This window comes from Hyalangium sp., assembly GCF_045802625.1.
Classification (GTDB): domain Bacteria; phylum Myxococcota; class Myxococcia; order Myxococcales; family Myxococcaceae; genus Hyalangium.
This window is the reverse complement of record NZ_JBJMQP010000078.1, coordinates 24,249-45,387: the sequence shown is the minus strand read 5'-3', so window position 1 is coordinate 45,387 and position 21,139 is coordinate 24,249. Positions and strand designations below refer to the sequence as shown.

At 68.0% G+C, this 21,139-nt stretch carries 15 protein-coding genes; 12 read left to right on the top strand and 3 right to left on the bottom strand.

The window, feature by feature from the left end; translation table 11 throughout:
- Nucleotides 1–495 precede the first annotated feature (495 nt).
- Complete coding sequence (locus ACJ8AT_RS15260) at nt 496–720, bottom strand: hypothetical protein (RefSeq protein ID WP_407738455.1); 225 nt, start codon at nt 718–720, stop codon at nt 496–498.
- A 71-nt stretch (nt 721–791) separates the two neighbouring features.
- Here ACJ8AT_RS15260 and ACJ8AT_RS15255 point away from each other — a divergent pair, with 71 nt between their 5' ends.
- The 9 genes from ACJ8AT_RS15255 (at nt 792) to ACJ8AT_RS15215 (ending at nt 11,518) form a co-directional block, all read left to right on the top strand.
- Entirely contained in the window at nt 792–1,244 is a 453-nt protein-coding gene (locus tag ACJ8AT_RS15255; RefSeq protein WP_407738454.1) for a MaoC family dehydratase, read from the top strand.
- A 20-nt stretch (nt 1,245–1,264) separates the two neighbouring features.
- Complete coding sequence (locus ACJ8AT_RS15250) at nt 1,265–3,214, top strand: putative metal-binding motif-containing protein (protein ID WP_407738453.1); 1,950 nt, start codon at nt 1,265–1,267, stop codon at nt 3,212–3,214.
- 44 nt (nt 3,215–3,258) lie between these two features.
- Complete coding sequence (locus ACJ8AT_RS15245; protein WP_407738452.1) at nt 3,259–4,407, top strand: ABC transporter substrate-binding protein; 1,149 nt, start codon at nt 3,259–3,261, stop codon at nt 4,405–4,407.
- Between the two features lie 5 nt (nt 4,408–4,412).
- Entirely contained in the window at nt 4,413–5,429 is a 1,017-nt protein-coding gene (locus ACJ8AT_RS15240) for an ABC transporter ATP-binding protein (RefSeq protein ID WP_407738451.1), read from the top strand.
- Nucleotides 5,430–5,431: 2 nt separating this feature from the next.
- Entirely contained in the window at nt 5,432–6,358 is a 927-nt protein-coding gene (locus ACJ8AT_RS15235; protein WP_407738457.1) for an ABC transporter permease, read from the top strand.
- Nucleotides 6,348–7,175: an ABC transporter permease gene (locus tag ACJ8AT_RS15230; protein WP_407738450.1), complete on the top strand. Its 828-nt coding sequence runs from the start codon at nt 6,348–6,350 to the stop codon at nt 7,173–7,175. The genes ACJ8AT_RS15235 and ACJ8AT_RS15230 overlap by 11 nt, the downstream gene beginning before the upstream one ends.
- Nucleotides 7,176–7,229: 54 nt before the next feature.
- Nucleotides 7,230–8,654 (top strand): gamma-aminobutyraldehyde dehydrogenase, encoded by a 1,425-nt coding sequence (locus ACJ8AT_RS15225; protein ID WP_407738449.1) that lies wholly within the window; start codon nt 7,230–7,232, stop codon nt 8,652–8,654.
- A gap of 39 nt (nt 8,655–8,693) precedes the next feature.
- The gene (locus tag ACJ8AT_RS15220; protein ID WP_407738448.1) at nt 8,694–9,962 is read left to right on the top strand and encodes a 4-aminobutyrate--2-oxoglutarate transaminase; all 1,269 of its coding nucleotides are present in this window, start codon (nt 8,694–8,696) and stop codon (nt 9,960–9,962) included.
- 164 nt (nt 9,963–10,126) lie between these two features.
- The gene (locus ACJ8AT_RS15215; RefSeq protein ID WP_407738447.1) at nt 10,127–11,518 is read left to right on the top strand and encodes a glycosyltransferase; all 1,392 of its coding nucleotides are present in this window, start codon (nt 10,127–10,129) and stop codon (nt 11,516–11,518) included.
- 125 nt (nt 11,519–11,643) lie between these two features.
- Here ACJ8AT_RS15215 and ACJ8AT_RS15210 read toward each other — a convergent pair whose 3' ends face one another.
- On the bottom strand, nt 11,644–12,951 hold the full coding sequence (locus ACJ8AT_RS15210) for a hypothetical protein (RefSeq protein ID WP_407738446.1): 1,308 nt from the start codon (nt 12,949–12,951) through the stop codon (nt 11,644–11,646).
- A gap of 47 nt (nt 12,952–12,998) precedes the next feature.
- Between ACJ8AT_RS15210 and ACJ8AT_RS15205 the strand changes: the two genes are divergently transcribed.
- Nucleotides 12,999–18,341 carry an AAA family ATPase gene (locus ACJ8AT_RS15205; protein WP_407738445.1) on the top strand — a complete coding sequence of 1,781 codons (5,343 nt, stop codon included), beginning with the start codon at nt 12,999–13,001 and terminating at the stop codon, nt 18,339–18,341.
- Nucleotides 18,342–18,455: 114 nt separating this feature from the next.
- The gene (locus ACJ8AT_RS15200) at nt 18,456–19,058 is read left to right on the top strand and encodes a hypothetical protein (RefSeq protein WP_407738444.1); all 603 of its coding nucleotides are present in this window, start codon (nt 18,456–18,458) and stop codon (nt 19,056–19,058) included.
- Here the strand turns inward: ACJ8AT_RS15200 and ACJ8AT_RS15195 are convergent.
- Nucleotides 19,055–19,345 carry a hypothetical protein gene (locus ACJ8AT_RS15195; protein WP_407738443.1) on the bottom strand — a complete coding sequence of 97 codons (291 nt, stop codon included), beginning with the start codon at nt 19,343–19,345 and terminating at the stop codon, nt 19,055–19,057. The genes ACJ8AT_RS15200 and ACJ8AT_RS15195 overlap by 4 nt on opposite strands.
- A gap of 143 nt (nt 19,346–19,488) precedes the next feature.
- Between ACJ8AT_RS15195 and ACJ8AT_RS15190 the strand changes: the two genes are divergently transcribed.
- A complete protein-coding gene (locus ACJ8AT_RS15190; RefSeq protein ID WP_407738442.1) occupies nt 19,489–21,114 on the top strand; it encodes a flavin monoamine oxidase family protein in 1,626 nt (541 codons plus the stop codon).
- Nucleotides 21,115–21,139: the final 25 nt, after the last annotated feature.

The window sequence follows — 21,139 nt, the reverse complement described above, 5'->3', positions numbered from 1 at the left end:
CGCGCCTGCTCCAGCGTCATGCCCTCCAGATCCAGACTGCTGACTCCGTTCTTCTCCTGCTTGAACTTCCACTTGAACATCTGTCACTCCAAACCGGGGACACCGCCAGGCATCCCCCCGCCGCTTGACCGTGCGAGCGGAGGCCGCTGAACCAGCCGGCCGTGCCCCAGCAGATTGCAGAGGGCGGGCCAGGACCTGGACTGCTGAGAAAACAGACACTTGCGAAGACGGGGCATCGGGCCACCGTCCAAGCTCGTGGGCTTGAGAGTCCACGAGACGAGACGGTGGAGGATGGGGAAGGAGGCTTCGCTCCCCACTGGTGGGGAGCAGACCTCGTTTTTAACTGACTCCCCATCAGGGAGTGGACCTCAGGTCCCCACCAGTGGGGAGCGGGCACTGGATCCCCACTGCTTGGGATCCACTGACTCCCAGCCCGTTCAAGAACATCCCGCCAGCCCAGGCGCAGAAACTGGCCGGGGCCTTGGTGGGGCAACTTCAGCCCCTCAGCATGAAGGCCCGGGTGGCGTAGCGCCTCGACGGGAGCGAAGGCCCGGCTCGCTCGGGCTCAGCGCTCCTGCGGCCACGTATTCGCATGGGGGCCGACCTGTCCCCGCGCTGCGGACGCACGACACAGAAGCGCTGGCCCGTGGGTGCCTCCATGACCCACCAGCTCTTGACGAACTCGATCCGCCTGGCGCCGAGCCCCTCGAGCCGCTTCACCTCCGCGTCGCACCGGGAGGCGAAGGATCCCCCCGCACTCCGGCGTCGGCCCGGGGCATACTGCCGGGCCCATGCGCTACCTCGAGGACTTCCAGCCCGGTGAAGTGATCTCCTTGGGCTCGTACGTGGTGCCGCGCGAGGAGATCCTCGCGTTCGCCCGCCAGTTCGATCCCCAGCCCTTCCACGTGGATGACGAGGCGGCCCGCCGCTCCATCTTCGGAGGCCTCATTGCCAGCGGCTGGCACACCGCGTCCATCTGCCACCGCCTGCTCGTGGAGGGCCTGCTGAAGAACACCGCCAGTATGGGCTCGCCGGGGCTGGACGAGCTGAGGTGGCTGCTCCCGGTGCGGCCCGGGGATGAACTCTCGGTGCGGCTCGAGGTGCTCGCCTGCACGCCCTCCCGCAGCAAGCCGGATCGCGGCGCCCTCAAGTCGCGGCTGGAGGCTCGCAACCAGAAGGGCGAGGTGGTGATGACGGAGGTGGCCACCGTGCTGTTCTCACGGCGCTCGCCCGCGCCGACGTAGCGCGTCTACAATCCGCGCCCATGAAAGGCCTGATTCTTCTCCCCCTGGCGCTCCTCTTCCTCGGCTGCGGGCACCCCCCTGGAGCCACCGAGGCGGCGGTCCATGTGCAGGCGTCCTATGATTTCAGGGCCGGCTGCATCGTCGTGGAGGCGCACGACAAGGACGCGCCCGCCAAGGCGCAGTCCCAGCGGATCGTCGTCAAGGGCCGGCTCCCCCCCGCGAAGGTGGACATCGCCGTGTTCCGGGGGGCGGACTGGGGCCGCACGTTGGCCATCACCGTCACCGCGCACGAGCAGAAGTGCGATGGGCCGGAGGTGGCCCGCGCCACCCGCGAGTACACCCTGGAGAAGGCGGGGGTGGAGACGCTCGAGGTGGCCCTGAGCGCGACGGATGCGGACGGGGATGGCTACATGGCCCCCTCCTCGGGCGGCACGGACTGTGACGACTCGGACAAGGAGAGCAACCCCGGTATCACCACGGAGGTGTGCGACGGCCGCGACAATGACTGTCGCAATGGCGTGGATGATGGGCTGACCTTCTCGGACTACTACCTGGATGAGGACGGCGACGGCGTGGGAGCGGGAGCGCCCGTGCACGCCTGCGCGCCGTCCTCCCATTACGTGGCGCTCAGCGGGGACTGTGACGACAAGGATCCCGCGCGGTTCCCGGGCAACCCCGAGCTGTGCAACGGCGTGGACGACAACTGCGCGGGAGGCATTGACGAGCCCTTCACCCAGAAGGGGCAGTCCTGCTCCAACACCGGCTGCCCGGGCACCTACGTGTGCAACAGCGCCCACACGGGCACCGAGTGCAATGCGCTGCCGCCGACCAGCTATTACCCGGATGCGGATGGAGACGGGGAGGGCGCTTTGGGGAGCGCGCCGCAGAACGTCTGCGCCACGGATCCGGTGCCCGCGGGCAAGGTCACCAACCACACCGACTGCGACGATCTGGACGCCTACAACAAGAGCACGGGCACCGAGCTCTGCGACGATCGGGACAACAACTGCGCCAACGGGAAGACGGACGAGGCCGCCGTCTGCGCCGGCAAGGGCTGGAAGCAGCTGGGCAGCCCGACGATCCCCACCAGCCACGGCTGGAACACCGTGGCCCTGGGCACGGGGGGCCTCCAGGTATGGATCGCGGGACTCAGCGGAGCCCTGATCTACCGGGGCTCCAGCACGGGCGCCTTCACCGACTTCAACCAGAAGTGCGGCAACATCAACTGGAACGCCGCGTGGGTGCGGCCCAGTGATGGGAGCGTGTTCCTGGCCGGGGACGGCGGCAGCCTGGCGATGTACACGGCGAACGCCGCTTCCTGCACCTCCTCGAGCACGGCGAGCGCGAGCAACACCCCCTCGAGCCGGCCCCTGCAAGGAATCATCGGCTTCGAGTCCGGCGGCACCACCACGCTCTATGTCGTGAATGACGAGGGCGCCTTCTACTCGTGGACTCCTGGCGACGCGCCGACGTTGAAGTTCCAGCGCTCCTCCGGAGACCCTTACTGGGACATCCATGGCGTGACGCCCTCCACGCTCCTCCTCGCCGCCGGCAACTCCTCGAGCACTGCCGATATCCATAGCTACAACGTCACCACGGACTCGCGAGCCTCTTTCACGCTGTCGGGCGTGCCCTCGGCGAACAACGGCACGGTGCAGGGGCTCTGGGCGTGGGACAGCACCCATGCCTACGCCGTGGGCAAGAAGGGGCTGCTGCTGTGGTGGGACGGCAACGCCACCTGGTACTTCTTCAGCCCCGATCCCAGCATGAAGGTGGATCTCAACAGCGTGTCCGCGCCGGATGCCTACTCGGCCTACATCGCCAGCCAGGACGGGAAGATCCGCCGGCCCGTGGTTGGGGGCTGGGTGGAGCACTTCACCGCCACCGGGGCGCTCAAGGACATCGCCGCCAGCTCGCGCCAGGACATCTGGGCCGTGGGAAATGGCATCGTCGTGCACTTCCCCGAGTAGGGTAAGCCTGGGGCTTGCCCTCATGAACCCAAGGAGCGACGCGGATGCGGAACCTCAAGCCGTTGGCCGTTGGTGTGGTGATTGCTGCTGCGAGCCAGGCCCTGGCGGCTCCTCCCAAGCAGCTCGGCAAGCCCGAGGGCAAGCTCAACATCATCGCCTGGCCGGGCTACGTGGAGCGGGGCGAGTCGGACAAGAAGTATGACTGGACCTCCCAGTTCGAGAAGGACACCGGCTGCAAGGTGAACGTGAAGACGGCGGCCACCTCGGACGAGATGGTGAGCCTGATGAACCAGGGCGGGTACGATTTGGTCACCGCCTCGGGGGACGCCAGCCTGCGCCTGGTGTTCGGCAAGAAGGTGCAGGAGCTGAACCTGGAGTTGATCCCCTCGTGGAAGGCGGTGGACGAGCGGCTGAAGAACGCGCCCTGGCACACGGTGGACGGCAAGCACTACGGCGTTCCCTACCAGTGGGGACCGAACGTGCTGATGTACAACACCACCATCTTCAAGACGCCGCCCACCTCGTGGTCCGTGGTGTTCGAGCCGCAGAACCTGCCGGACGGCAAGCCCAACAAGGGCCGGGTGCAGGCGTATGACGGCCCCATCTACGTGGCGGACGCGGCGCTGTACCTGATGAAGAAGCAGCCGGAGCTGGGCATCAAGGATCCGTACGAACTCAACGACAAGCAGTACGCCGAGGTGCTCAAGGTGCTGCGGGCGCAGAAGGCGCTCACCCACCGGTACTGGCATGACGCCACCGTGCAGATGAGTGACTTCAAGAACGAGGGCGTGGCCGTCTCCAGCTCCTGGCCCTACCAGGTGAACGGGCTGAAGGGCGACAAGCAGCCGGTGGCCTCCACCATCCCCGCCGAGGGCTCCACGGGCTGGGCGGACACGACGATGATGCACGCGGACGCGCAGAACCCGGTGTGCGCGTACAAGTGGCTGGAGTGGTCGCTGAACAAGAACGTGCAGGCGGCGCTGGCCGAGTGGTTTGGCTCCAACCCGGTGGTTCCTGACGCCTGCAAGACGGCGGCGCCGGGGGGCAGCGACTTCTGCAAGACAAACGGCTTCGATCGCTTCGAGCAGGTCCACTTCTGGAAGACGCCCATCGCCAAATGCGCTAGCCAGGGGACATGCGTGCCTTACAGCAAGTGGACGCAGGACTACATCGCGATCATGGGCGGGCGCTGAGCGCCGTGACGGCGGCCGTCGAGCTGCAGCGGATCAGCCGGCACTACGGCACCGTCCGGGCCGTGGAGGAGCTCTCCCTCTCCATCCAGGATGGGGAGTTCTTCTCGCTGCTGGGGCCCTCGGGCTCGGGGAAGACCACGTGCCTGCGCCTGATCGCCGGCTTCGAGCAGCCCACCTCGGGCAGCCTCCTGCTGCACGGCCAGGAGGCCGCGGGCGTCCCTCCGTACGAGCGGGACGTGAACACCGTGTTCCAGGACTACGCGCTGTTCCCGCATATGAACGTGCGGGACAACGTGGCGTATGGGCTCAGGGTGAAGGGGGTGGACAAGAAGAAGCGCTACGCGGAGGCCGAGGCCGCGCTGGAGTTGGTGGCGCTCCAGGGCTATGGCCAGCGCCGCCCCGCCGAGCTGTCCGGAGGCCAGCGCCAGCGCGTGGCCCTGGCTCGGGCGATCATCAACAAGCCCCGGGTGCTGCTGTTGGATGAGCCGCTCGGGGCGCTCGACTTACGGCTGCGCGAGCAGATGCAGACGGAGCTGAAGTCGCTGCAGCGGCGGCTGGGCATCACCTTCATCTATGTCACCCACGATCAGGGAGAGGCGCTCTCCATGTCGGATCGGGTGGCGGTGTTCAACCAGGGGAAGATCGAACAGGTGGACACGCCGAAGGGGCTCTACACGAAGCCGCGCACGGTGTTCGTGGCGCGCTTCGTGGGCAGCTCGAACGTGGTGGAGGGCGAGCTGGCCAACCGGCTCACCGGCGCGGCGCGGCCCTTCGCGGTGCGGCCGGAGCACATCCGCTTCGTGCGCGAGGCGGAGGCCGATCGCCTGAGCGTGGAGGGCACGCTGATGGACGTGCAGTACCACGGGGCCACGAGCCGCTACACGGTGGAGGTGCCCGGAGGCCCGCTGCTGAGCGTGAACGTGCCGAACTCGGAGGATGAGGCGCTGCGGCCCTCGCCGGGCGAGGCGGTGCGGCTGGCCTGGTCCCGGCAGGCGATGGTGGAGCTGGAGCCGGGGGTGTGAGCATGGCCGCCGCGAGCGTGGGGGTGGGGCGGTCGATCTCCAATCTGCTCTATCGCCGGAGCACGCTGCGGCTGCTGTTGCTGTTCACGCCGCCGCTGCTCTGGTTCGGAGTGGTGTACCTGGGCTCGCTGCTGGCGCTGCTGGCGCAGAGCTTCTACACGTTCGATGACTTCACCATGGAAGTCTCGCGAGAGCTCACCTGGGCGAACTACCAGGCGCTGCTGGACGATGCGAACGCGGACATCGTCCTGCGCACGGTGGGCATGGCGGCGGCGGTGACGGTGGCCTCGGCGGTGGTGGCCTTCCCAATTGCGTACTACGTGGCGCGCTACACGGAGGGGCTGCGCAAGGGGCTGTTCTACGTGGCCATCATGCTGCCCATGTGGGCCAGCTACATCGTCAAGGCGTACGCATGGACGGTGATCCTCACCAAGGGCGGCATCCTCTATTGGTTCATCGGCAAGCTGGGGCTGACGGGCGCGCTGGAGTGGGTGCTGGAGCTGCCCTACGTGGGAGGCACTTCGCTCTCCACGTCGAACCTGGGCCGCTTCCTGGTGTTCACCTACGTGTGGCTGCCGTTCATGATCCTGCCCATCCAGGCCTCGATCGAGCGGGTGGCGCCGCAGCTGCTCCAGGCCTCGGCGGATCTGGGCGCGCGGCCCTCGCAGACTTTCCGCACCGTGATTCTGCCGCTGTCCTTCCCGGGCGTGGTGGCGGGATCGATCTTCACCTTCTCGCTCACGCTGGGGGACTACATCATCCCGCAGCTGGTGGGGCCGCCGGGGCTGTTCATCGGGGCGATGGTCTACACGCAGCAGGGCTCCATCGGGAACCTGCCCATGGCGGCGGCGTTCACGGTGGTGCCCATTGTCCTGGTGGGCCTCTACCTGGCCATCGCCCGGAGACTGGGGGCGTTCGATGCGCTCTGAATCGGCGGCGGCCCGCGGGCCTCGTGCTCCCCACTGGTTGAGAGTGCTCGCGTGGGGCGGGCTGGTGTTCCTGCACTTTCCGATCGCAGTGGTGTGCCTCTACGCCTTCAACACGGAGGAGAGCGCCTTTAGCTTCCCGCTGAAGGGCTTCACGCTGCACTGGTTCCGGGTGGCCTCCGAGCGCGAGGACGTGCTGGAGGCCATCAGCCTATCGCTCCAGGTGGCGCTGGCGGCCACGGCGCTGGCGTTGGTGCTGGGGACGTTGGCGGCGCTGGTGCTGGCGCGGAGGCAGTTCTTCGGCCGGGAGACGCTGACGCTGATGTTCGCGCTGCCCATCGCGCTGCCGGGCATCATCACCGGCATCTCGCTGCTGTCGGCGTTCAAGCTGGCGGGAGTGACGTTGGGGTTCTGGACGATCGCGGCGGGGCACGGGACGTTCTGCCTGGTGGTGGTCTACAACAACGTGGTCGCCCGGCTGCGGCGCATGCCGTACTCGCTGGTGGAGGCGTCCATGGACTTGGGGGCGGATGGGCTGCAGACGTTCCGGTATGTGCTGCTGCCGCAGATGGCCACGGCGCTGCTGGCGGGTGGGATTCTGGCGTTCGCGCTGAGCTTCGATGAGATCATCGTCACCACGTTCACGGCGGGGCACGAGCGGACGCTGCCCATCTGGATGTTGAACCAGCTCGGGCGGCCAAGGGACGTGCCGGTGACGAACGTGGTGGCGCTGGTGGTGATGACGATCACGGCGATTCCGCTCTTGCTGGCGTGGCGCCTCACGCGAGGTACCGAGCAGGTGGCCGGCAGCAGCAAGTGACGCAAGCCGAGGCGGCCGCCCAGGCCCCTCCCGCAGGACAAGGAGACGACCCCCATGGATGGCAAGCAGTTCATCGACGGGCAGTTCGTGGCAGGCGAGGGCGCGGTGGAGAACATCCTGGATCCGGCGACCGGCGAGGTGCTGGCCAAGGTCCCCGAGGCCTCGCCGGCGCAGATCCAGGCGGCGGTGAAGGCGGCGGAGAAGGCGTTTCCGGGGTGGGCTCGGACGCCGCCGAAGGATCGAGCCACGGCGCTGCTGAAGCTGGCGGACGCCATTGAGGCGAAGGGAGCGGAGCTGGCGCGGCTGGAGTCCCGCAACTGCGGCAAGCCCTACGCGCTGGCGCTGAATGACGAGATCCCCGCGATCGCGGACGTGTTCCGCTTCTTCGCGGGGGCGGCGCGGTGCATGACGGGGATGGCGACGGGCGAGTACGCCGCGGGCTACACGAGCATGATCCGCCGGGATCCGCTGGGAGTGGTGGCGTCGATCGCGCCGTGGAACTACCCGCTGATGATGGCGGCATGGAAGCTGGGGCCGGCGGTGGCGGCGGGGAACACGGTGGTGCTGAAGCCCTCGGAGCAGACGCCGCTGACGACGCTGAAGCTGGCGGAGCTGATCGCGGGCCTCTTCCCGCCGGGGGTGATCAACATCGTCACGGGCCGGGGCGAGAGCGTGGGAGCGCCGCTGATCAACCAGCCGCAGGTGCGGATGGTGTCGCTGACGGGAGACGTGGCGACGGGCTCGAAGGTGTTGCAGGCGGCGTCGCAGAGCGTGAAGCGGACGCACCTGGAGCTGGGAGGCAAGGCGCCGGTGATTGTCTTCGACGACGCGGACTTGCAGAGCGTGGTGGCGGGGATCCGGACGTTTGGTTTTTACAACGCGGGGCAGGACTGCACGGCGGCGTGCCGCATCTATGCGGGGGCGAAGGTGTACGACCGGCTGGTGGCGGACCTGAGCAGCGCGGTGTCATCGATCAAGGTGGGGACGCAGCAGGAGGAAGGGGTGGAGATGGGGCCGTTGATCTCCGAGAAGCAGCTGCAGCGGGTGGCGGGCTTCGTGGAGCGGGCCTCGCAGCAGAAGCACATCGAGGTCACCACGGGAGGCAAGCGAGGAGGGAGCAAGGGCTTCTTCTACGCGCCGACGGTGGTAGCGGGAGCGCAGCAGGACGACGAGATCGTCCGCCGCGAGGTGTTTGGCCCGGTGGTGTCGGTGACGCGGTTCGAGGACGCGGACAAGGCGATCGCGTGGGCGAACGATTCGGACTACGGGCTGGCGAGCTCGGTGTGGACGAAGGACATCGGCAAGGCGATGAAAGTGGCGGCGGAGCTGCAGTACGGCTGCACGTGGATCAACTCGCACTTCATGCTGGTGAGCGAGATGCCGCACGGAGGGGTGAAGCGCTCGGGCTACGGGAAGGATCTGTCGATGTACGCGCTCGAGGACTACACGGCGGTGCGGCACGTGATGGTGAAGTACTAACGAGAGCCCAGTCCCGGGCCCCTGCGAGGAGCGAGAGAGATGAAGGACAACGCGAGCCTGCAGCGACGCAAGGAAGCGGCCACCCCGAGAGGGGTGGGGGTGATGGCGCCCTTCTTCGTGGCGCGAGCGGAGAACAGCGAGCTCTGGGACGTGGAGGGCCGCCGGTACATCGACTTCGCGGGAGGCATCGCGGTGTTGAACACGGGGCACCGGCACCCGAAGGTGGTGGCGGCGGTGAAGGCGCAGCTGGACGCGTTCACGCACAGCGCCTACCAGGTGGTGCCGTACGAGGGCTACGTGGCGCTGGCCGAGCGGCTGAACAAGCTGGCGCCGGGAGGCTTCCCAAAGAAGACGACATTCTTCTCGACGGGAGCGGAGGCGATCGAGAACGCGGTGAAGATCGCGAGAGTGGCCACGGGCCGCAGCGGAGTCATCGCCTTCAGCGGAGCCTTCCACGGGCGGACGATGATGGGCATGGCGCTGACCGGAAAGGTGGTGCCCTACAAGACAGGCTTCGGGCCGTTCCCGCCGGAAGTCTACCACGTCCCGTTCCCGTCAAAGCTGCACGGGGTGAGCGTGGAAGACACGCTGCGAGCCTTGCAGCACCTCTTCAAAGCAGACATCGATCCGAAGCGGGTGGCGGCGATCCTGATCGAGCCGGTGCAAGGGGAGGGAGGCTTCTACGTAGCGCCGCCCGAGCTGATGCGAGCGCTGCGGCGCCTCTGTGACGAGCACGGCATGCTGCTGATCGCGGATGAAATCCAGACAGGCTTCGGGCGAACGGGGAAGTGGTTCGCGATGGAGCACCACGATGTAGCGCCGGACCTGATGACGACAGCGAAGTCCCTGGCGGGAGGCTTCCCGCTGTCCGCGGTGACAGGCCGAGCGGAGGTAATGGACGCGCCGGCGCCGGGAGGGCTCGGAGGCACCTATGCGGGCAACCCGCTATCCATCGCGGCGGCGCACGCGGTGCTGGACGTGATTGAAGAAGAAGGCCTGGTGCAGCGTGCCAACCAGTTGGGAGAGGTGATGCGAGGCCGGCTGGAGGCGCTGAGAGCCCGGGTGCCGAGCATCGCCGAAGTCCGAGGCCTGGGAGCCATGCTAGCGGTGGAGTTCTGCCAGCCTGGAAGCCACACCCCGGATCCAGACTTCACGAAGACAGTGCAGGCGAGGGCGCTGGAGAAGGGGCTGATGCTGCTGACGTGCGGAGTCTACGCCAACGTGATCCGCTTCCTGTTCCCGCTCACCATCCCCGAGCCCCTGTTCCAAGAAGGCCTGTCCCTCCTCGAGTCGGTGCTGACGGCATAGGGCCTGCCCCCCGGCCCGGCGCCCAATCCGGGGGGCATCCGTCCGCAGCATTCGCCCCTCGGTAGAGGGTCACAAGATGTGAAGCCCAACGTCTATTCAGCAGGCCGCATGTGTCCGCCGATCCCCGGCAGGTGCTCGGCTTGTGAACGCCGGAGGGCTTAACCGTGAAAAAGATTCTGATCGTATTGCCGTACAGCGGTCGCAATTTCGGTGGCGGTCTGGCCGTTTTCAACGCGGCTCTGACGAAGGCGCTGAAGGGGGAGGGCCATGACGTCAAACTCCTGACCCTGGAACTCAAGCCTGCCTTCTCTCCACAGTCCGAGGAGCATGGTGGAGCCGCCCTGCTGCAGATCAAGAACCACCAGACCCAGGCCATGAGCGACCCTGGCGGGGCGGCCGGCGAGAAAGACCGCACCACGCTGTATGCCTTGCTCAACGACCAGAGCGTCGTGTGCGATCCCGCCGTCAAGGCTCTGCTGGGCGACACTTGGGTTCCCGACGTCATCATCGGGCATTCCCGTTTCTCGGGGCCCGCGGCCATCCATCTCAAGAAGACCTGGTTCCACAGCGCCAAGGTCGCCTACTTCGTCCACTCGATCCCGGTGGAAGGCTCGGTGCTGGCCGGCTACGAGGCCTACGAGGAAAACATCAACACCGAGGTCGCCAAGGACAAGGTGAAGCAGGAACAGGACTGGATGCCCCTGGCTGACGTCATCATCCCGGTGGGTCCGTTCATCGGCGCCGGCGTGCGTTACTACATGCCCAAGGGGGCCAACCCCGCTATCCACGAATGCATTGGCGGAGTGGATGTGGAACAGACCCCCGTGGCCTACACGGCGCCGAATCCGACCCTGAAACTTCTGTTCCTCGGTCGAGCCAGCGCCCCCATCAAGGGGCTGGAGGATCTGCTCCTCGCCGCCCTGAAGCTGCGCGCGAGCGACATCTGCATCGACATCCGCTACTGGGATGACCGTGTCTATTCCCGTGGCAAGGTGAGCAGCGACGACGTGCAGCACTTCGTCAATGGCATGCTGGGAAATGACAGCGCGCGCAAAATCAAGGTGAACATTCTGGGCAAGACGAATGATGTCAGCGGCGAGGTGAAGAAGTACCACGCCATCCTGATGCCCTCCTACATCGAGCATTTCGGCCTGGTGCCTTTCGACGCGCTGGCCTGCGGCGTTCCAGTGCTGGCCAACGAGATCAGCGGTGCCGGCATGTTCCTGTCCAACAAGGACATCTTCGGCGGCGATGGCGAGGTCTTCGTCGTCAAGGATTTCGACCACCGTCTCTCCCGTCCGCTGAAGCCGGCGGATTTCCTGGGCGTGGTTGCTCGGGATGCATTCGACAAGCGGCCCGAGGCCTGGGCCGAGGCGATCATCAACCTGCAGACCCATCTGCAGGCGCGGTTCGGTCAGGCAAGGCAATGCTATGAAATCCTGAAAGGCTACCAGTGGGCGCATTGCGCCAAGGCGGTGGTGGCCGCGGCGATCGAGTCCCATCCTGGCCGCGCCACGGTCCAGGGCCGTGCCGGCGCGCTCATCGAAAAGAAGTAGTCGCTCAAGCCTCATCCCTCAACAGGCTCATCCTGAGCCACTGAGCCGCCCTGCCGGCGGCGCATGCCCCGAACCTGTCTGACAGCCAGACCTGGGGCCGCGAGCGCGGCCTTGGGGCCGTGGCGCTAATCACAGCAGCACTGCGGTTCGGGGGTGGGATCGACCCCGTTCTCGATGCCGCCGACTGCCACGCCGTACCCGTAGCCCTCTTGCGGAGGCTTCACCCAGATGTCGACCATCGCGCCGGGCTCGAGCTTCGGGATGGCCAGAAGAAAGCGGGACGGTGTGGGCGGCTCGCCCGGATCCCAGTTCTCCGGCGCGGGCTCGCCACAGCCGATGGGCCGCTGCGGGGTGGGGGCGAGTGACCAGGCGAAGACCGGCTCGGGCTTGCCGGGGAGCCGCCGGAGCAGGAGGTGGACGTAGGGGCCCTGGGGGAAAGCTTCCTTGAAGGCGTTGTAGGGTGCCATGTCGGCCTCGTACTGCTGCTGGGCGGCGCGCTCCTTCTCGCCGTCGCCCGGGTCGCCGCCGTACTCGTAGGGACAGTAGCCACAGGGCTTCGGGTTCGCGGGAATGTTCACCACGCAGGTGTTCGCGGCAGCGCGCTGGGGAGCCTTGAGCGTCGCGGCATCGAGGATCACGGTGCCCTGGTGGTCGTCGGACTTGCAACCGCCGAGCTCGTCGTACCGCTCGATCCGCCAGCCGCCGGTCGAGGCGAAGCGGCCCGAGAGGATCTCCGCGGCGTGGCCCGCCATCGGGCACTTGCCCTCGTCGTAGGCCTTCCCGGCAAGCTTCATCACCGCCGCCTTGTCGGAGGGGTCGAGCGCAACGAGGCGCTCGAGCGAGGCGAGATCATCCCTGCCCGAGAGCCCCGCTTTGTCGGGCGCGGTAGGCCCCAGGAACTCAGCGGCGACGAAGCCCTTGGCCTTCGGAGCGCCGGTGCGGCGGACCTTTTCGCCGTCGACGATGACGCTCGGCCCCGCCGGAAAGGGCGCCTGCACCTCGGCGAAGCCGTTCTTGCCGCCGAGCAGCTTTAGCGCCGTCCCGATCGGCAGCATCGTCAGGAGCTTCCCCTGCGGCGACGGCTTGTCGCGGAGCGCGAGCGCGGAGGCGGTGACGAAGAGGGTCGCCCCCTTCGGAGGCAGCGGTGCGGGCGCGGGGCTCGTGGCAGGCGGAGGGGCGGGCGGAGGGGCGGGCGCTGCCTGGACGAGCTTGCGCAGCTCGGACGCGGCCTTGAAGTCGCCCTTCGCTTCGACGATCGCCATGGCACAGGCGGCGAAGGAGCTGTCCGTCTTCACCTTCGCCTGGGCAAGCTTTGCGGCGTCGTCGAGCTTGCCGGCGACGAGCGCGGCACGGATCGGGTCATCGGTGGTGAGCGCGAAGGCGAGGAGGAGCGCGTGCATGGCCAGCGGAGTATCCGGCATCTTCTTCGACAAGGTCAGAGGTAGGATGCGCCCCCTACCCAGGAGCCGTCTCCAGCCGCATGCAGGCCATACCGGGATACCGCATCGAGGAGAAGTTGCACCAGAGCTCGGGCTCGGTCTTCCACCGCGCCTACTCGGAGCGCGAGGGGTGCTTCGTCCTGCTCAAGACGCCGGTGGCTCCCTATCCCCTGCCCGCGGAGCTGGCGGCGCTCGAGCGCGAGCACGAGATTGGCCGCATGCTGGAGGTGGAGGGCCTCGTCAGGCACCTGGCGCTCGTGCCGCATGGGCGCTCGTGCACCCTGGTCCTGGAAGACTTCGGTGCGTCCTCGCTCGCGGACTACCTGGCCACGCATGGGCCGCTCGAGGTGCGGCGCTTCCTGGACGTGGCGCGGGCGCTCACCCGGGCGCTGGAGGCCCTTCACCGGCACGAGATCATCCACAAGGACATCTGCCCCGCCAACGTCTTCTACAACCCGCGCAGCGGGCAGGTGAAGCTGGGGAACCTGGGCCTGGCCTCCGTCCTCACCCGGGAGCGGCAGGAGTTCCGCAACCCCGCGCTCATCGAGGGAACACTGGCCTACATCTCCCCGGAGCAGACGGGCCGGATGAACCGCGCCATTGATCATCGCGCGGACCTGTACGCGCTGGGCGCGACCTTCTATCACCTGCTGGTGGGCGCTCCTCCCTTCGAGGCCGAGGAGGCCGTGGAGCTCATCTCCTGTCACATCGCCCGGCCCCCGCAGCCCCCGCACCTGCGGCGGCCCTCCCTCCCCGAGCCGCTCTCCGCCATCCTCTGCAAGCTCCTGGAGAAGAACGCGGAGGATCGCTACCAGAGCGCCGCGGGGGTGCTGGAGGATCTCTCCGAGTGCGCCCGGCAGCTGGAGGCCACCGGCCACATCGCCCCCTTCGAGCTGGGCACGCAGGATGTCCGCCGGACGCTGCGGCTCTCCGAGAAGCTCTATGGCAGGCAGGAGGCGCTGGCCCCCCTCCTGGCGGCCTTCGAGCGCGCCGCCTCGGGCCGGGTCGAGCTGCTGATCGTAGGCGGCCCCGCCGGGGTGGGAAAGTCCGCCCTGGTGCGCGAGCTCCACAAGCCCATCGCCGCCCGGCGCAGCTACTTCGCCTCCGGCAAGTGTGATCAGATCGGGCAGACGCCGCTGTCCATCTTCGCCCAGGTGCTCGCGGATCTGGCACGCCAGCTGCTCACGGAGAGCGAGGCGCGGCTGGAGCAGTCGCGGGCCGTCCTGCTCGACGCGGTGAAGGGCCACGGCGCGCTGCTGATCGATCGAGCCCCCGAGCTCGTGCATGTCCTTGGCGAGCAGCCGCCGCTGCCCGAGCTCTCCGCCGAGGAGGCCCGCGGCCGGTTCGAGAGCGCCCTCACCGGCTTCCTGCTGGCGTTCGCCACGGCGGAGCACCCGCTGGTCCTCTTCCTGGATGATCTGCAGTGGATCGAACCCGCCTCCCTGCGCTTCCTCACCCAGCTCGTGACGAGCCCCTCCGCCGCGCATCTGCTGATCGTCGGGGCCTGCCGTGACGACGAGATCCTCCCCACGGATCCCCTAGAGGTGGCGCTCGCCGAGCTGGAGCAGCGCACGCCTCGGCCCACGCGGCTCTCCCTGGCGCCCCTGCGGCTGGAGCACGTGGCGGCGATGGTGGCGGACACCCTGGGCTGCGAGGTGGCCGCGGGGCTCCCCCTGGCGGAGCTCGTCCTGGAGAAGACAGGGGGCAACCCCTTCTTCATCACCCAGCTCTTCGACACCCTGCACCAGGAGGGGATCCTGCGCTTCGACTCCCAGGAGCGGCGCTGGACGTGGAGCCTGGGGCGGCTCCAGCGGCTGGAGGTCAGCGACAACGTCGTCGGCCTCATGGTCAAGAAGATCAAGCGCTACCCCGAGGAGACGCAGCGGGCGCTCATGCTGGCCAGCAGCCTGGGCCGGACCTTTGATCTGGGCTCGATCGCCATCGTCCTCGACGCGCCGCTGCGGAGCGTGGCCCAGTGGCTCTGGGAGCCGGCGCGAGAGGGGCTCCTGCTGCTGCACGATCACCGCCCCCCGTATCACCTCTGGGCCCGTGAAGAGCGCAAGGCGGCCCCCCAGCCCCCGCAGGTCCTGTACCGCTTCGCTCATGATCAGGTCCAGGAGGCGGCGCGCTCGCAGATCCCTCCGGAGCAGCAGGAGGCGCTCAGCCTGAGAATCGGCCAGCGCCTGCTCGCGGGGCTCTCCCCGGAGCAGCAGAGCGAGCGCATCTTCGAGCTGGTCAAGCACCTCAACCTCGGCAGCGGGCTGGCTTCCGAGGAGGAGCGCTCCACGTATGCCCGGCTGAACCTGCTGGCCGCGCAGCGCGCCAAGGCCGCCACCGCCCACCCGGCCGCCGTCAGCTACCTGCAGCAGGGCCTCCGGCTGCTCCCGGAGGAGGCCTGGGACAGCCAGGCCCCGCTGATGTTCGCGCTCCACCGTGAGCTGATTGAGTGCGAGTTCCTCTGTGGCCATCTCGAACGCGCCGAGGCGCTCTTCGAGCTCACCGCGAAGAGGGCGAAGACCCGCGAGCACCTGGGTGACATCTACCCGCTCATGTGCCGCATCCTCCAGACCGCGGCGAAGCTCCAGGAGGGGTTGCGGCTGGGCCAGGAGGGCCTGCGGGTGCTGGGCGTGGAGCTGCCGGCGGAGCCGGAGGCGGCCCGGGCGTTGATCGAGGCCAGGACGCGGGAGATCCAGCACCTGACGGACGGGAGGGATCTCCAGGAGTTCGTGGAGCTGCCCGCGATGCAGGACGCGGAGAAGGCCAACTGCCTCGTCCTGCTGCAGGAGACGTGGACGTGCGCGCTGGTGCTGGGAGAGTCCCTGCCGGTGTACCTCACCGCGCTGCACATGACGGCGCTGTCGCTGCGGCACGGCAACTCGGAGTACTCGGCGTGCGGCTACGTGGCCTACGGCATGGTGCTGGCGCTGCAGGGGGACTACGCCCGGGCCTACGCCTTCGGGAAGCTGGCGAGGACCGTCAGCCAGAAGTTCAAGAACCCCCGGGTCATCTCGAAGGTGAACAACACGTTCGCCAGCTTCATCAACCACTTCGTCAACCCCATCGGGAGCAACATCCCGCTCTACGAGGAGTCCTTCCAGTCCGCGCTGAAGTCGGGAGATCGGTGGTGGGGGGCGTGGGCCGCGATGTGGATCGCGGCTTCAAAGCTCATCAAGGGCAGCCCGCTCTCCGAGGTCTACGCGGCGGGGCAGCGGTATCAAGACTATGTCCGCTCCTCCGGGTATGCCCCCCTCCACGAGGTGCAGCGGGTGATGCAGCACCTCGTCCTCGAGCTGCAGGGCGGCGCGGAGCGTGGGGGCCCGGCTCCGGAGGAGTTCCAGGAGGAGGCCGTCGTCCAGCGCTTCTCGCGGCTCCACGCGGAGTTCGCCATCCACTGGTACTACGGGATCCTGTCCCTGGTCTTCTATCTGCGGGGAGACTTCGAGGAGGCGCTCCGGGCCAATGACGAGGCGGACAAGCGCCGGGAGCTCAGCCCCCAGACGATCCTCTCCTCCACCCACCTCCTGTACCGTGCGCTCATCCTCGCCGCGCGGTGCGCGAAGGCCAGCCCCCAGGAGCGCCAGGAGCGGCTGCGGGAGATCGCCTCGCTGCGAGATCAGCTGGGCGAGTGGGCGCGGCAGTGCCCCGCCAACTACCGGCACGAGTTCCTGCTTATCTCGGCCGAGCACGCGCGCTGGGCGGGAGAGTCCGAGCAGGCCTCCAGGCTGTATGAGGAGGCCCTCTCCTCCGCGCGGGAGAACGGGCACCTGCACCACGAGGCGATCGCCCACGAGCTCGCCGGCAAGCACTACCTGGAGCTGGGGCGGCTCAAGGCGGCCAGGGGCTACCTGCTGGAGGCGCACCTGCTGTACTCCCGCTGGGGAGCGGCCCCCAAGGTCGCCAGCATGGAAGCGGGCTACCCCGAGCTCTTCGGCACCTTGAAGCCCCAGGCCCCCGCGCACGCAGGGGGAGACTCCTCTCGCCTGCACTCCGAGCGCATTGATCTGGCCACCGTCATGAAGGCGGCCCAGGTGCTCTCGGGAGAGATTGTCCTTGGCCGGCTGATGGAGCGCATCGTCCGCATCGGCATGCAGAACGCGGGGGCGCGCCGGGGCGTCCTGATCCTCGAGCGGGAAGGGCGGTTGCTCGTCGAGGCCACCGTCTCCCTGGAGGCGGACACGGTCCAGGTGCAGCAGTCCGTCCCGCTGGAGCGCTGCTCTGACGTTCCTCGCAGCATCATCCAGTTCGTCCAGCGGACGGGGAAGACGGTTGTCCTCGACGATGCCTTGAATGATCCCTCCTTCCGGGGCGATCCCGACATCGCCTCGCGCCGGGTCCGGTCGGTGCTGTGCCTGCCGGCGGTGGGGCAGGCCTGGCGGCGGGGCATCCTCTACCTGGAGAACAGCCTGACCGTGGGCGCGTTCACGCCGGAGCGGACCCACGTCCTGCAGCTGCTGGCCACCCAGGCCGCCATCTCGCTGGAGAACGCGGTGCTCTACGAGACGCTGGAGCAGCGGGTCCAGGCGAGGACGCATGAGCTGACGGAGAAGAACGAGACGCTGGCGGCCACCCTCCAGCACCTACGAGAGACGCAGGATCAGCTCATTACCCAGAGCCGGCTGGCGGCGCTCGGCTCGCTGACCGCGGGCATTGCCCACGAGATCCGCAATCCGTTGAACTTCATCCATAACTTCTCCGAGCACACCATGGAGCTGTGCGACGAGCTTGTCGGGGATCTTCCGCGCCTCACCCAGCGTCTCGAGCCGGCGCAGGCCGAGTCGCTGCGGGAGCTCGGGGAGGGCATGAAGCTCAGCCTGGCCAAGGTGGTCGAGCATGGGGCGCGGGCCTCGCGCATCATCGCCTCGATGTTGCAGCACGCCCGAGGCATCTCCAGCGAGCGGACGGAGACGGACCTCAACCTCCTGCTGCGGGAGTCGGCGAACCTGGCTCAGCAGGCGGCGCGAGAGGGTGATCCGGGCTTCAGCGTGACAATCCGGATGGAGCTGGACGAGTCCCTGGGGCCGCTGAAGGTGTCTCAGCAGGAGGTGGGACAGGTGCTGCTGAACCTGCTGAACAACGCGTGCTTCGCGGTCAACGCGAAGCGGAAGGCGAGCGCCGGGCAGCGGTATGCGCCCGAGATCGTGCTCAAGAGCCGCGGCCTGGAGAGCTCCGTGGAGCTTCGCATCCGCGACAACGGCACGGGCATCCCCGCCGCCGTCCGGGACCGGATCTTCGAGCCCTTCTTCACGACGAAGCCCGCCGGGCAGGGCACCGGGCTCGGCTTGTCGCTGAGCCGGGAGATCATCGAGCAGGGCAACAAGGGGACGCTCCGGCTCGAGACGCAGGAGGGGGAGTACGCGGAGTTCATCCTCACACTCCCACGGTGAGCTAACGCCACTCCGACAGAGGCACACATGGTGATGCGAAGGGCGCCGACTTGATAATGTAGGCGGCGGCGCCAGCCACGAGCGCCCGCTCTCCCTGCGCAGAGGATGCACCCCATGGCGAATCCGAACTCCGCAATTGCCGCCGAGCCCGCCGCGCTGGCGGCGGAACGGGAGCGGCTGATCCCCGAGCTGCTGAAGCAGTCCAAGGCCACCACGGGCACGGTCCAGACGGCGCTGCGCAAGATGCACGACGTGCTGGTGCAGACCCGGCCCGGGGCGACGGCGGACCTCAAGATCTACGAGGCCGCCAAGGCGGCTTTCGTGCAACTGGACAAGGAGCCCAACGTGCGGGTTCCGCCCGTGCTGCTTCAGGCCGTCGAGTTCTTGCAGAAGCGCACGGCGGCCATGTCGGGGGCCGGCGGGCAGACGCAGCCACCCAAGAGCGAACAGACCCTGCCGCCCAAGAGCGGGCAGACGCAGCCGCCCAAGAGCGGGCAGACGCAGCCGCCCAAGAGTGGGCCCCCCGCGCCGGCCGCCGCCGCGCAGCCTCGCCGCGCCACCGTGGATGGCTTCGAGATGCCGAAGCGGTCCGCGAGCTCGATCTCCCTCGTCCCGGCGAGCGGCCCGCGTGAGCCCGAGAACCAAGGCAAGATAGAGCCGCGGCCCGGGGCTCCCACGACGATCAAGAACCCCGGCGCTGGCAGGTTGAAGGGCTAGGGCTTCTTCTCTTCGTCGCGCACGCAGCGCTCGACGAAGCCGGAGTGGTCGCAGTGCATGTGGGGACCGCACTGCAACTGGCAGAGCGGCCTCTCGGGAGTATCCCCGGGAGGATGGCCGCCAATCGTGGGATCCCCCACGAAATCATGAGGATCCTTGGGCTGATCCTGCTGGGAAGTCTGCATGGCGCTGACGCTATTGGGCCGCCCGGGGGAGCCCGAGGCCATGGTGGAGCACGCCGTCACGAAGAGCGCTGAACCCAGCACACCGAAGAGCCATTTCCTCATGGAGCCAGCATACCGCGCATGCGGCCCGGCCTCCTCACGGGCCTGGACTCAAACCCTGAGAAATCAACAATCATTGTAATTCGCGCAACTCGTGTGGAAATTCTGCGATTATCCGGCAACCACTTTTGACACGAGGATCACGCATGGCCCGTACTCCGCTCTTCGAGCTGTTCCGGCAGACGACTCGAATCACCCTGGCCTCGGAGCGACAGGGCATTCCCAGCCGCGAGGCCTCGGAGGCCATGCGTGTCTCCCGGCGGACGCTGCTCAAGGGCGCCACGGCGCTGGGCGCGGGGCTGTTGGGAGCGCGAGGCACTTCGGCGCTGGCGGCCAACGCCGCTGGTGGAGGCCGGAGCGGCAACCTGAGCGTGGGCATCATCGGCGCGGGCATCGCGGGCCTGGCGTGCGCGTATGATCTGAAGAGCGCGGGCATCCTGGCGACGATCCACGAGACGAATGATCGTCCGGGTGGGCGCATGTTCTCGCTGGGCGGAGCGTTCCCGGGGGCCGTCACCTTCCCGGGCCAGGTGGTGGAGCGCGGCGGCGAGCTGATCGACACCGGGCACAAGACGATCCAGGGCTACGCGCAGGAGTTCAACCTGGCCAAGGAGAGCTACATCAAGCCGCCGGGCGAGGTGTTCTACTACTTCGGCGGCCAGCGCTACCCGGAGTCGGTGGTGGTGGACGAGTACCGCGCCTTCGTGGCGTCGATGCGGGGGGATCTCCAGCAGATGTCGGCGGCGCCGACGGCGGACGTGCACACGGCGGTGGATCGCCAGTTTGATCTGATGGATCTGCGCACGTACCTGGAGACGCGGGGGGCGGGGCCGGTGGTGAAGGCGGCCATCATCGCGGCGTACGAGGCGGAGTACGGGCTGACGGTGGATCAGCAGAGCTGCCTCAACTTCCTGTTCTTCATCCGCGCCAACCGGCGCTCGCGCTTCGAGCCGTTCGGGGTGAGCGACGAGCGGTTCCACCTGGTGGGAGGCAATCAGCAGATCCCCCGGGAGATCGCCGCGCGGCTGCCGGGGCAGGTGCGCTACGGCGAGCGGCTCGAGGCGGTGCGCAAGACGGCGGCGGGAGCCATCGAGCTGACGCTGCGGCGCGGCTCCACGGTGGTGACCGCGACGTATGACGCGGTGGTGATCGCCATCCCGTTCACCGTGCTGCGCAACGTGTCGCTGGACGTGTCGCTGGGGCTGCCGGCGTGGAAGACGTATGCCATCCAGCAGCTGGGCTACGGCACGAACGCGAAGATGATGGTGGGCTTCAACGGCCCGTTCTGGTCGGCGCTGGGGAGCAACGGCGCGTCGTACTCGGACCTGCCGAACCACCAGAACACGTGGGAGACGAACCCCTCGCAGGCCACGGCGCAGAGCGCGGTGCTGACGGACTACTCGAGCGGGCCGCGCGGGGCCTCGCTGGATCCGAAGAACGTGCAGCGGGAGGCGGAGCGCTTCGTGGGGGATCTGAACAAGGTGTACCCGGGCGCCTCGCAGAAGGTGACGCGGGACGCGAGCGGGAAGATCCTGGCGCACCTGGAGCACTGGCCGTCGAACCCGAACACGCTGGGCAGCTACACGGCCTACAAGCCGGGGCAGTTCACTTCTATTGCCGGCAACGAGGGCAAGGCGGTGGACAACCTCTTCTTCGCGGGCGAGCACGCCAACTCGTTCTACATGTGGCAGGGCTACATGGAGGGTGGGGCGCTGTCCGGGAAGGACGCGGCGTCGGCGATCCTGGCCAAGGTGAAGGCCGGCGAGCTGTAGGAAGCGCCGCGCGGGAGTCGAAGGG

Bases quoted from the DNA above. Each gene is read 5' to 3' on its own strand.
- ACJ8AT_RS15255 (WP_407738454.1), top strand. From the start codon at position 792: ATGCGCTACCTCGAGGACTTCCAGCCCGGTGAAGTGATCTCCTTGGGC.
- ACJ8AT_RS15250 (WP_407738453.1), top strand. From the start codon at position 1,265: ATGAAAGGCCTGATTCTTCTCCCCCTGGCGCTCCTCTTCCTCGGCTGC.
- ACJ8AT_RS15245 (WP_407738452.1), top strand. From the start codon at position 3,259: ATGCGGAACCTCAAGCCGTTGGCCGTTGGTGTGGTGATTGCTGCTGCG.
- ACJ8AT_RS15235 (WP_407738457.1), top strand. From the start codon at position 5,432: ATGGCCGCCGCGAGCGTGGGGGTGGGGCGGTCGATCTCCAATCTGCTC.
- ACJ8AT_RS15230 (WP_407738450.1), top strand. From the start codon at position 6,348: ATGCGCTCTGAATCGGCGGCGGCCCGCGGGCCTCGTGCTCCCCACTGG.
- ACJ8AT_RS15225 (WP_407738449.1), top strand. From the start codon at position 7,230: ATGGATGGCAAGCAGTTCATCGACGGGCAGTTCGTGGCAGGCGAGGGC.
- ACJ8AT_RS15220 (WP_407738448.1), top strand. From the start codon at position 8,694: ATGAAGGACAACGCGAGCCTGCAGCGACGCAAGGAAGCGGCCACCCCG.
- ACJ8AT_RS15205 (WP_407738445.1), top strand. From the start codon at position 12,999: ATGCAGGCCATACCGGGATACCGCATCGAGGAGAAGTTGCACCAGAGC.
- ACJ8AT_RS15200 (WP_407738444.1), top strand. From the start codon at position 18,456: ATGGCGAATCCGAACTCCGCAATTGCCGCCGAGCCCGCCGCGCTGGCG.
- ACJ8AT_RS15195 (WP_407738443.1), bottom strand. From the start codon at position 19,345: ATGAGGAAATGGCTCTTCGGTGTGCTGGGTTCAGCGCTCTTCGTGACG.
- ACJ8AT_RS15190 (WP_407738442.1), top strand. From the start codon at position 19,489: ATGGCCCGTACTCCGCTCTTCGAGCTGTTCCGGCAGACGACTCGAATC.